The following is an 11,259-nucleotide window of genomic DNA, read 5'->3' as shown; positions in this document are numbered from 1 at the left end:
GTGGGGCGCCACAGCCGGCCAGCGCCGCGACGACGAGCGATGCCAACGCCACCGGCAGGACCCGGGCGGGGGCCCGCCCAAGAACGCGGTCGACTGCCCGGCCGCGGCTCACCGGTGGGATGGGGGGAGTCGCCCACGCCGGGGGAGACGCGGGGTGAGGCGGGGTGAACGGCACGGGCCGATCCTCGGGGACATCGGAGAATTCGTCGCGGCCGGGGTGGCCGGAACCCATCGTAGGGCGAGCGGCCGACCGGGGTGAAGCTCAGCCGGTGACCCGGTGCCCGGCGCGCTGGAGCGCCGCCGTGCCCTCGGTCAGCCGGACGGCCGGCACCAGCAGGTAGTCGGTGTCGAACGTGGAGAACGTGACGGCACTGACCCGGGCCTCGGCGAGCGGGCCGACCAGGGCGGCCAGGCTGCCGGTGCCGGCCGACTCCACTCCGGCGGTGACCCGCAGACAGCGCCAGGTCGTCTCCAGCACGGCCTGCGCCGGTGCCCGGTCGGTCGGGCAGATCACCGAAATCCCGTCGGAGGTCCAGCTCACGGTCACCACGTCGGCACCGCGCAGCCCGCTCGACAGCGCGTACGGCAGGGTGCTGCCGGCCGCCAGCCGGCACACAGCGTATTCCCCCGGCAGCACTGCGATATCGAGCATGATGGCACCTTACGGCCTCCGCGCAGGCACACGCCGGCAACGCCGCGTGCGGCGAAGGACACACTCCGCCGCAGGTCAGACCTCGGAGAAGAAGGTGAGCGAACCGGCGACGGCTCCGTCGGTGAGCAGCGGGGTCGAGATCGCGTCGACTGTCGCGTCGGAGCTGTCCGCCGAGGCGGCCTGCACCCGCAGTAGCCCGCGGGCCAGTCGGCCGGAGGAGAGCGCCAGCAGCGGTGGGATCATGTCGATCTCGGCTTCGGTCAGCTCGCCCCGGTTTGCCGTGAAATCGAGGAGGCGCAACCCGCCGTCGAGCAGCGGGCGCCCGATCAGGCCCTCGGGCTCGCCCAGGCAGAGCAGCTCGCAGCCGGCCGTGGAGATCGCCACCACCCGGGTGCCGGCGTCGATCAGCAGACACGGCTCGTCGGCCCGGGAGACTGTCAGAGACCATTGGCCGACGTTGTCGGACTCCGGCTCTGTCGAGGCCCGCGCCGCCGAGACGAAGCCTTCCGAGAGCGAAAGTTCGACGTGGGCCACCGCGCCTCCTATGTACACCGATCGACTGTCCACGCTAGCGGGTCGCCGACGGAATCACCGAGCGCACCAGGTCACCGGGCGCGTGGCGGGAACCGAGGCGACCGGCGACGGCGCGGAAACCGGTGAGGTGAACGGGGGGACCGGAGCCACGTGGCGTCGCCGGTGACGTTACCGGCGGTGAGCCGGCTTGTCAGCGGCCGTTCGGCCCTCGTCGTACCACCGGTAGTCGCCCGTTGGACGGTACGTGCCGTTCAACCAGGTGCCGGGGTGTTGTGCGACCCGGGACAGTTTCTCGGCGGTGGCCGGGCTGATCCGGCTGCCACCGGCCACGAGGAGCCGGTCCAGTTCCCGGTGGGTGGCCATCAGGCAGTCCTTCGGAAGCCCGTAGACACTGATCACGCCGGAGCCGACGAAGGTCAGCACCGGCGTCACCGGAACGGGCAGCCCCACCGCGTCGGAGAGGGCCTTGCTGGCCCGCTTGGCGTCTCGGCGGGACTCGGCCACGTACGGCGGCCGCTTGCCGTTGATCTGCACCACGTCCCCGGCGACGAGCACCCGGGCCCGGCCGTGGTCGGCGATGGTCACGGCGAAGAGCCCGCTCGGCCCGATGGCGAGGAACCCGGCGCGCTCGTCCTGACCACGGTCGAGGACGTCCGCCACGTCGGTGCGCGGCCACTCGATGACGTGCCAGGCGGGCCCGAGGTGATCGAGCCGGCCCAGGGCCCGTGCCCCGGCCGCCTCCAGGCGACGCGCACCCCGCTCGGCCCGACGGCGGCGGGCCCATTCGAGCGGTGTCGGACGGGCCGGTGCGAGCACCCCCGGCGACTCGGCGCGGGGGTGGGGCACCGCGACGGGCGGCAGTGCCCGAGCGGACGGTACGGCTCGTCGTGCGGGAAAGACAGTCATCGCGACCTCCGGCAAAAGGTCCCTCGAAGTTATGTCCTCACTACCCTACGTTGCCACCACCGGTGTTCGGCAAGCCGGAGCGCCGGAATGACTGTGGATGAATGCCATATTCATCCACAGTTCTTTTCTCGGATGCCGCTAAACCCTGCCCTACGCTGCGGGAGTGACCCACTACGTCGACAGTGAAGTCGGCCGGCTCGGCACCGTACTGCTGCACCGGCCCGGCCCGGAACTGGCCCGGCTCACCCCGCGCAACAACGACTCGCTCCTGTTCGACGCCATCCCCTGGGTGGGGCGTGCCCAGGAGGAGCACGACGCGTTCGCCGCCGCGCTGCGCGAGCGCGGCGTCGAGGTGCTCTACCTGGCCACCCTGCTGGCCGAGACACTTGCCGTCGCGGACGCCCGGGCCGAACTCACCGAGCAGGTGCTGCGCTCCCGGCGGCTCGGCGACACCCTCCGGGCCCGGGTCGCCGACCACCTCTCCTACCTGGACCCGGCCGCGCTGGCCGACGTGCTCACCGCCGGGCTCGCCCACGAGGAACTGCGAATCAGCTCGGAGCGGCCGGGCGGGCTGGTCTACACGCTGATGGACCGACACGAGTTCGTCATCGACCCGCTGCCCAACCTGCTGTTCACCCGCGACTCGTCACTGTGGATCGGGGACCGGGTCGGTGTCACCAGCCTGGCCATGCCGGCCCGCCGCCGGGAGACCACCCTGACCGACGCCATCTACCGCCACCACCCGCGCTTCGCCGGCACCGAGTTCGTCTACCGCCCGAACCTTGAGCACCTCGAGGGCGGGGACGTGCTGCTGCTCGCACCCGGGGTGTTGGCGGTCGGGGTGGGCGAGCGGACGACGCCGGCCGGTGCCGAACGCCTCGGCCGGCAGGTCTTCGCCGCCGGGTTGGCCCACACCATCCTGGTGGTGCCGATCGCCCAGAAACGCGCCACCATGCACCTCGACACCGTGTGCACGATGGTCGACGTGGACGCGGTACTGATGTATCCGAACATCGCGAGCACGCTGTCCGCGTACACGGTGATCGCCGGCGCGGACGGTGCGGACCCTCGGGTGGACGGCCCGGCGCCGTTCCTGCGCGCCGCCGCCGACGCGATGGACCTCGACCTGCTCCGGGTCATCGACACCGGGCTGGACCCGGTCACCGCGGAACGGGAGCAGTGGGATGACGGCAACAACACCCTCGCGCTCGCGCCCCGGCTCTGCGTCGGCTACGAACGCAACACCGAGACCAACGCCCAGCTCGAACGAGCCGGCATCGAGGTGATCCCGATCGCCGGTTCGGAGCTGGGCTCCGGCCGGGGCGGGCCGCGCTGCATGTCCTGCCCGATCAGCCGTGAGCCGCTGCGCTGAGCGAGCCCGACCTTCCGGCCGTCAGCGCAGGGTGAGCTGGCGACCCAGGAGGCCCTGGCGGGCCCGGCGGCCGGCGGCGTCGAGGGGTTCGGTGTCGCTGAGCGCCTCGGCGTACCGCTTGGCGAACTGTGCCACCGGCTCCTCCCACTCGGCTGCCGGGGTCTCCTCCGGCAGGTCCCAGACCGGCACCAGCCGACCGTGCGCCCGGAACATGCCGGCGAACCTGGTCTGCTCGCCGAGCGGCAGTGTGCCGGCCGCGCCGAGTCGCGCCAGCGCGTCCAGGGCGGCGTCCTCGTCGTCCGGCAACACCCACCGCACGTGTGCCTTCTCCGGGACCTGACACCAGTAGGCGGCCTTTGCCGCGGTCAACCGCACGGTCGGGTAGATGGCGGCGTTCGCCCGTTCCAGCGAGGCCTGCACGGTCGGGTCGTCGGCGGCCCCGGGGTCGAGCCAGAAGTCGAAGCCTTCGTGCATGGTGATGTCCAGCGGGCCGTCCACCAGGATGTCCTGTAGCCGAGGGCCCGGCCCGGGGAGTGGCGGCACGGCCACCTGGCCACCCGGTTCGGTGCGGAGCGCGCAGAGCAACGCGTCGGCCAGGTCCCGGGAGACGTCGCCGGACTGCTGGTGGCGCTGGAGACCGATGAGCACCCGACCGTCCGGCTTGGTGATCGCCGGAGCGGCCATCGGCAGCACCGTGGCGAGCGTCGCCGCTCGGTCACCGAACTCCTCGACCAGGGCGGGCGCCAGCCGCAGCGGCGCGGAGGCGGCCGGCACCAACTCGCGCATCGCGATCCACTCGGACTCGTCGACCAGACCGTCGAACGGACGCGGCACGAAGACGTCCCGCACCTTGTCCCGGCGGGGGGTGGTGTCGGCGGCGGGGCGTTGGCTCTTTCGACGCTTGCTCACGGCGTCACAGCCTAGAGCCCCGATCGGCTCGCCGTGGGCCGGACCCACCCACCCGCGTGCGTCAGACCGCGGTGACCAGGCTGGGACGGGAGGGGGTCGCGGTGGGGGTCGGGTCGAACTCGGCCCAGACCCGCTGGCCCATGCCATCCTGCTCGACGCCCCAGCGGCTGGCCAGGCCGGCCACGATGTGCAGCCCTCGACCGTCCGCCGCGTCGGGGCTGGCGGTCCGGAGCCGTGGCCCGGTGCCCGCGCCGCCGTCGGTGACGCAGAGCTGGATCAGCGCGCCCTCGGCCGCCGGCCGCAGCCGCCAGGCCACCCGGATCACCCCGCCGGGCAGCGGTCTGGCGTGCCGCACCGCGTTGCCCACCAGCTCGGCCAGCACCGCGATCAGATCCGCGAGGAGCGTCGACGGTACGACGTCCGCCAGCTCATCGGCGAGCCGGTGTCGGGCCAGCCGGGCCCCGCCGGGGTGGTGCGGAACCACCACGCACCACGCTCGATCCCTGGCTGTCGCTGCCGCTGCCACCGTCGCCTCCACGTCGCGCCACCTCGGTCAACCGCGCGGTAGCCGCACCTCTGCGACCGTACCGCCGCCGGTCCTCGGACGTAGGGATACCCATCCATTCTGTTGTTCAACGATCCGGCGGACGAGATAGAGCCCGAGCCCTGCCCCCGGGTAACCGCGGCGGTCCCCGGACTCGCCCTGCCAGAACCGGTCGAACGCCCGCTCCACGTGCTCGGGTCGGATGCCGATGCCCCGGTCGCTGACCCGGAACGCCACCAGGTGGCCGTCGACCGAGGCGGTGATCTCGATCGGCGAGTCCGCTGCGGAGTATTTACCGGCGTTGGTGGTCAACTCGGTCAGCACGGTGGCCAGACTGGGTCGGTGGCCGAGCGCCTTGGGCAGATCGCTCGGCAGCCGGAGCACCAACCGGTGTCGCAGCTCCGTCGGCAGGTCCCCGACCGCGGCGCGCAGCGCCTCGCCGAGGTCGAACGGGTTGGGGGGTTCGTCCCCCGGCCCCACCTCGGCCGCCGAGCTGAGCAGCCGGTCGACCAACCGGGCCAGCTCGTTGGCGCGCTGCCCGATCACCCGGGCCGCCTGCCGTCGGTCGACCTCGGTCAGCGACTCCCAGTGGTCGGTGAGGGTGTCCGCGTACCCCTTGATGACGGTGACCGGGGTACGCAGCTCGTGGCTGGTCACCGCGACGAACAGCTCCCGGTCGTGATCGCGGCGCTGTTGGTCGGTGATGTCGCGGAAGGTGACGACCCGCAGCGTGCCCGGGCCCGGCAGCTCGCCTGAGGTGATCCGCAGCCAGCGCCCGTCCGGCATCCGGTGGTCCCGGACCTGGCCGGAGGGCGGCAGTGGGAACGGCAACGGGCGGCCCAGCGCCTGCTCCACCGGCTGACCGGTGACCTGGGCGGCGGCCGGGTTCCAGAGCCGGACGTGTCCGTCCCGGTCGACGACTGCCAGCCCGTCGGCGAGGGCCGCCACCACCGGGCCGTCGCCGTGTACCGGCAGGCCGCTCTGGTCGCCGTACATGTGCGCGACGCAGGACGCGAGGTAGCCGATCGCCCCCTGCTGCTCGGGGCCCGGTTCGTCGTCGCCCGGATAGAGCGCGTGCAGGCTGCCGGCGGTGTGGCCGCCGATCTCGGCCCGGGAGACCACCATCCGGCGCAGCCCGCTACCGGCCAGCTCGCCAGCCAACTTGCCGTTGAGGTCAGCCACCCGCACCTGGCGCACCCGGGGCCCGGAGAGCAGGCAGACGGTGTCCGGGTCGTCCACCGCCAGGGGACGGCCGAGGGCCCACTCCGCCGCGCCGGTCGCGGCGATCACGCGACCGCCGGTCGGACCGAACTCGACGAACGCCATCCCGGTCGCGCCGAGTGCCGGCTGGGCCACCCGGAGCAGCTGGGTGAGGACGGGTAGGCCCGCGTCCCCCGAGTTGATCATCTCGATCACGACGGTGTGGCCGGCGAGGAGAGCGGGGAAGTCGATACGCTCCGGCATGTGCCGAGTCTGCCCCGCCGACCCGGATTTGGGCACCCCCCGGCTCAGCGGTCCAGCCGGGCCAGGGCGTAGCCGGGCCGGTCGGTGATGATCCCGTCCACCCCGGCGGCCAGCACCAGCTCCAGGTCTGTTGGTTCGTTCACCGTCCAGACGTACACCTGGTTGCCGGCCGCGCGCAGTGCGGGCAGCAGTTGCGGGCGGGCCCGGACCAGGCCGATGCCCGGCCCGGCGATCCGGATGCCGAACGGCAGCCACCCCGACGGCAGCCAGCGCGGCAACACCTCCAGCAGCAGCACCGTGGGGAGCGTCGGGGCCAGCTCGCGTACCAGGCGGACCGCCAGCGGGGAGAACGACATGACGGTGACCTGCACCCTGTCGTGCGGTGCCGGGTCGGCCAGTCCGTACCGGCGCAGCAGGCTGACCAGTCGGCGTTCCACGTTCGAGCCGTACCGGGACGGGTGCTTCGTCTCGACCAGCAGTCGGACCGGCCGACCGGCGGCGAGCACCGCGTCCAGCAGCCGGGCCAGGGTCAGCAGCCGGGTGTGCGACTCGTCCGGCGGCAGGTCGCCGTTCGGCGCGCTGCCCGGATGCCAGGAGCCGAAGTCCAGGGCGTCCAGCTCGGCGAGCGTACGCGCGCTGACCAGGCCGCGACCGTTGCTGGTGCGGTCGAGGCGACGGTCGTGCACGCAGACCAGGTGCCCGTCCCGGGTCAGTCGGACGTCGCACTCCAGGCCGTCGGCGCCCTCGTCGAGCGCGCGCAGGTACGCGGCGAGGGTGTGCTCGGGTAGGTCGTACGAGGCGCCGCGGTGCGCGAAGACCAGTGGCCCGGCCATTCTGTCGGCCTCAGATGACCTGACCGGGCTGCCCGTTCGCGTCGACCACCGGTCGGCCGACCGCGGCCCACTGGCGCATCCCGCCATCGGCGTTACGCACCTGCTCCCAGCCGTTGTTGATCAGGTAGCCGACGACCTGGGCGGAGCGCCCGCCGGATCGGCAGATCACCGCCACGTCCCGGTCGGTGGGCACCTCGGCCAGCCGGGCCGGCAGCTCCATCATCGGCAGGTGGTGCGCGGTGGGAGCATGCCCGGCCGCCCACTCGTCGGGCTCCCGCACGTCCAGCAGGTAGGTCTCGTCGGCGATCTCGGTCACGGGCACGGTGGGAACCTGGGGTCCGAACACAGGAAGCAACACTAGATCCTCGGGCCCCGGTTCGGCACCGACCGGACCGTCGGCACCATCACAAACGGGTCACCCAGTGGGGGTTGGCCTGCGCCCAGGCCGGCACCCTTGTGCCCCGAACCGCCTCGAAGAGCCCGTCGCCCCCGTTCTCCAGCACCACGTACGAGACCTCGTTGATGGTCTGCGGGGAAGAGGGCAGCTGGACGCCGCGCATACCGTCGGGCGGCAGCGCGCGGAGCGCGAGGAGCAGGTCCTCCAGGGGTACGCCGTTGGTGTCGACGGTCAACGAGCCGCCCACCGCCCGGAGCACCTGGTCCAGCTTGACCGGGTTGCTGCGCAGGTCGGCCTTCCCGGCGCTGTCCAGCATCGCCCGGAGCAACTGCTGCTGGTGGTGCTGCCGGTCGTAGTCACCGCCGGGCAGGTCGTAACGCTGTCGTACGTAGTCCAGCGCCTGTGCCCCGTCCATCCGCTGGCAGCCGGTGGGGAAGACCCGGTTGGTGTGGATCGAGCGGACCTCGGTGTCCACGCACATCTGCACCCCGCCGAGCAGGTCGATGACCTTCCGGAAGCCGGAGAAGTCGATCAGCGCGGCGCCGTCGAACCGGATTCCGGTGAGTCGGTGCAGGGTGGCGGAGAGCAGTTGGGCACCGGCCTGCCCGCCGCCACCGTGCTCGTACGCCGCGTTGATCTTGTCTGGTCCGCCGGCGAAGCCGTTCGCGGGTGGGATGGCGACCAGCAGGTCACGCGGGATGGAGACCAGGTACGCCTCGCGCTGCCCGGCCGGGACGTGCACGATGAGGATGGTGTCCGAGCGCTGGTCCGGCCCGGTGTCGCCGGGACGCCGGTCGGAGCCGACCAGGAGATAGTTGAGCGGCCCGTCCAGGTCGGTGCGGTCGGTGCGGGCGTCGGCGTCGAGCAGTTGTTCCTTGGTGACCGTGCGGTCGTACCGGTGGCTGAGCGTCTTGAGGCCGACCGCGGCGAGCCCGGCCAGCAGGACGAGGGCCAGGCCGATGCCGAGCAGGATGCGCGACCCACGGGCGCGGCCCGACCTGGCGGACGGGGCCGCTCCGGCCCGGTCCGCCGTGTTCCGCCCCCACCTGGACGTGACCGCCTCCCCGCAGCCGATACGTGAGACTTGCTCACGCCAGGCTACGGGCCGTGACGACGGCGTCGCTGGCTTTCGCGACCATCCGACTCACTTGCGGGTGGAGATCACCTCGGGATGGGTGAACACGAACTCGGCGAGTTTGTCCTGCTTGACCGCTTGGAACATGGCCATCGTCTCTTCGCTCAAGCCCTCGGTGTTGTTGCCGTTGGCGTGGAAGGTGCCGTTGTTGGTCTTGAGCATGGTCAGCTCGTTGCCGGTGACCCCGCGCATGGTGAAGATGAAGTTCTCGATCGCCACGCCGCCGGTGTCCAGCACGAACGCCTTGCCCGCCGCCTTGATCAGGTTGTTCATCTTGGCCGGGTTGGACAACATCCCGCCCTCGGTGGCCTTCTTGGCCATCGCCTTGATCAGCTGCTGCTGGTTGGCCTGCCGGTCGTAGTCGCCGTTCTTGAGGGTCTTGCGCTGCCGGGAGTAGTCGAGCGCGGCCCAACCCTCCATCTCCTGGCAGCCCTTCTTGTGCACCACCGGGGTCCGCTGCTTGCCGGTCTTCTTGGCGTCCGCGTTCCACATCGGCTTGCCGTCGACGTACGACATGTGCAGCGACTGGACCTCCTGGCTGACGCAGATCCGCACCGTGCCCAGGGTGTCGATGACGTTCTTGAAGCCGCCGAAGTTGATGATCGCCGCGCCGTCGAAGCTGATCCCGGTGAGCCGCTTGATGGTCTGGGCCATCAGCTGGGCGCCACCCTCCCAGCCGCCGCCGTTGGCGGCACCGGCCTGGAACGCGGCATTGATCTTCCCGGAGCCGCCGCCGTAGCCGCTCTTCTTGAACGGGGGGATCTGCGCCTCGGTGTCCCGGGGAATCGAGATCAGGTACGCCTGATCGTGCGAGGCGGGGATGTGCAGGATGATGATGCTGTCCGAGCGCACGTCGTCGGCGGCCCAGCGCTCCCGCGCGTCCACGCCGAGCAGCAGCATGTCGATCGGGCCGTCCAGGCTCGCCCCGCCCTCGGCGTCGGACTTGCCGGCCTCACCCAGCAGGTTGCCCTTGGCGATGTCGCCGGTGGCCTGCCCGATCAGCACCTTGCTGCCGACGATGGCCACCCCGCTGCTCAGCATCAGCACGGCACCGAAGACCACTGTCAGCCGGGCCCAGAGCGGGTCCTTGCGCTTGGTGCGCTTCTTCGCCGACCCGCCGCCGGTGCGGCCACCAGTGCCGCCGCCGGGTGGCCCGGCACCCGGCCCGCCGCTCGACGGGCGCGACTGCGCGGGGATGACCGTGGCGACCCGACCGCTGGGCGCGGCGGACCCGGAGGACGAAGGGCGACGGCTGGCCTGAACCGGCATGCGTGCTCCAGCTCGTGATCAGGAGGGGGCGGCACCACTGTACGTACATCAAATCGACTTGGCGAGTTCATCCCGGGTCAATCCGGACGTCGAATTTCTTCGACTCGGTCGATCGTCGCCCCTCGATAACCCGAACGGACAGGTGCCCGTCTGGCTGCCGTGGGCGGTACGGTGGCGCCGCCCGCTGCGCCGGTCAGCCGCCGTCCTTGCCCCTGGGTGGGTTGGCCTTCACCCAGTCCGCCATGGTGCCCGCCGACATGGCCCGGTACATCGCGAGTGCCTTCTCCCGGTCCGAGACCACCACGGACTCCCCGTTGATCGTCTCGCTGCCCGAGTTCGGGCTGGTCACAAAGGTGAGGTTCTGGCCGCGCAGGTTGCGGAACTGCAGCGCCATGTCTGTAACCGAGAATGACTGGTCGACGGTTACGGCCGCGGTCACCGACCGGAGGAAATCGTTCAGCTTCTTCGGGTTGGCCAACGTGCCGCTGCTGGCCGCCTTGTCCATCAGCGCCCGCAGGAACTCCTGCTGGTGCCGCATCCGGGCGAAGTCCCCGTCCGGGAACTGCTTGCGCTGCCGGATCCAGTCCAGCGCCTCCGCGCCGTCCATGTGGTTGGTGCCCTTGGTGAACGTCCGGTACGGCTTGTGGATCGAGGTGATGGTCCGCTCCACCTTCAGGTCCACCCCGCCGAGGGCGTCGGTGACCTCCTTGAAGCCGCCGAAGTCGATCGCCATCACGTGGTCGATCCGGACGTCGGTGAAGCACTCCACGGTGCGGACCGCCAACGGCAGCCCGCCGAACGCGAACGCCGCGTTGATCTTCGCGCGCTCGCCGGAGCCGCAGTCGGCGCCGGCGCTCTCCGGAATCGGCACGTACAGGTCACGCGGAATGGAGACCAGGTACGCCTCCTGGTGGTCGGCCGGGATGTGCATGACGATGATCGTGTCGGCGCGCCACTGACTCCTGCCGTCGACCGGCGCGTCCGGATCCCGTGAGTCGCTGCCGACCAGCAGGATGTTCAGCGCTCCGTCGACCGTCTTCGCCGGTCGGCCACCGGTGATCTCCGCGAACGGGTCGGTGCGGGCCAGGTCACCGTTGAGGTTGCGGGCGTACAGCCAGGCGCCCACGCCGCCGAGCAGCGCCAGCACCAGCACCGCTACCCCGGCCACGAGGGCGATCCGGCCCCAGCGCGGTCGCGGCCACGCCGCCCCGGCCCGCCGGTGCCGCCCGGGACGCCCGGCCCGG

At 71.7% G+C, this 11,259-nt stretch carries 11 protein-coding genes and 1 pseudogene; 1 reads left to right on the top strand and 11 read right to left on the bottom strand.

Features of this window, described 5'->3' with window-relative positions; genetic code table 11:
- Window positions 1-262: 262 nt before the first annotated feature.
- From JM949_RS28255 to JM949_RS28245, 3 genes are all read right to left on the bottom strand, one after another.
- Window positions 263-652 carry an ACT domain-containing protein gene (locus JM949_RS28255; RefSeq protein ID WP_203151235.1) on the bottom strand — a complete coding sequence of 130 codons (390 nt, stop codon included), beginning with the start codon at window positions 650-652 and terminating at the stop codon, window positions 263-265.
- 75 nt (window positions 653-727) lie between these two features.
- Window positions 728-1,186 (bottom strand): hypothetical protein, encoded by a 459-nt coding sequence (locus tag JM949_RS28250; protein ID WP_203151234.1) that lies wholly within the window; start codon window positions 1,184-1,186, stop codon window positions 728-730.
- Window positions 1,187-1,354: 168 nt separating this feature from the next.
- On the bottom strand, window positions 1,355-2,092 hold the full coding sequence (locus JM949_RS28245; RefSeq protein WP_203151233.1) for a hypothetical protein: 738 nt from the start codon (window positions 2,090-2,092) through the stop codon (window positions 1,355-1,357).
- Between the two features lie 163 nt (window positions 2,093-2,255).
- On the opposite strand from JM949_RS28245, the gene JM949_RS28240 reads away from it, so the two are divergent.
- Entirely contained in the window at window positions 2,256-3,464 is a 1,209-nt protein-coding gene (locus JM949_RS28240) for an arginine deiminase (protein ID WP_203151232.1), read from the top strand.
- Window positions 3,465-3,485: 21 nt separating this feature from the next.
- Here JM949_RS28240 and JM949_RS28235 read toward each other — a convergent pair whose 3' ends face one another.
- The 8 genes and pseudogenes from JM949_RS28235 to JM949_RS28200 all read right to left on the bottom strand — a co-directional run.
- The gene (locus JM949_RS28235; protein ID WP_203151231.1) at window positions 3,486-4,373 is read right to left on the bottom strand and encodes a DUF5926 family protein; all 888 of its coding nucleotides are present in this window, start codon (window positions 4,371-4,373) and stop codon (window positions 3,486-3,488) included.
- Between the two features lie 61 nt (window positions 4,374-4,434).
- Window positions 4,435-4,860 (bottom strand): ATP-binding protein, encoded by a 426-nt coding sequence (locus JM949_RS28230; RefSeq protein ID WP_203151230.1) that lies wholly within the window; start codon window positions 4,858-4,860, stop codon window positions 4,435-4,437.
- Between the two features lie 66 nt (window positions 4,861-4,926).
- Window positions 4,927-6,381: a PAS domain-containing sensor histidine kinase gene (locus tag JM949_RS28225; protein ID WP_203151229.1), complete on the bottom strand. Its 1,455-nt coding sequence runs from the start codon at window positions 6,379-6,381 to the stop codon at window positions 4,927-4,929.
- Between the two features lie 44 nt (window positions 6,382-6,425).
- Complete coding sequence (locus JM949_RS28220; protein ID WP_203151228.1) at window positions 6,426-7,214, bottom strand: glycerophosphodiester phosphodiesterase; 789 nt, start codon at window positions 7,212-7,214, stop codon at window positions 6,426-6,428.
- 10 nt (window positions 7,215-7,224) lie between these two features.
- A complete protein-coding gene (locus JM949_RS28215) occupies window positions 7,225-7,560 on the bottom strand; it encodes a rhodanese-like domain-containing protein (protein WP_203151227.1) in 336 nt (111 codons plus the stop codon).
- Between the two features lie 58 nt (window positions 7,561-7,618).
- Window positions 7,619-8,362 (bottom strand): LCP family protein, encoded by a 744-nt coding sequence (locus JM949_RS28210; RefSeq protein ID WP_456320241.1) that lies wholly within the window; start codon window positions 8,360-8,362, stop codon window positions 7,619-7,621.
- Between the two features lie 393 nt (window positions 8,363-8,755).
- Window positions 8,756-10,015 carry an LCP family protein gene (locus tag JM949_RS28205; RefSeq protein ID WP_203151226.1) on the bottom strand — a complete coding sequence of 420 codons (1,260 nt, stop codon included), beginning with the start codon at window positions 10,013-10,015 and terminating at the stop codon, window positions 8,756-8,758.
- Window positions 10,016-10,208: 193 nt separating this feature from the next.
- Window positions 10,209-11,259 (bottom strand): annotated as a pseudogene (locus JM949_RS28200) (LCP family protein); the annotation flags it as partial.

The sequence above is a fragment of the Micromonospora tarensis genome (genome assembly GCF_016803395.1).
Taxonomy (GTDB): Bacteria; Actinomycetota; Actinomycetes; order Mycobacteriales; family Micromonosporaceae; genus Micromonospora; species Micromonospora tarensis.
Note: the sequence above shows the minus strand (reverse complement) of the source record. Positions and strands in the feature narration are given on the sequence as shown.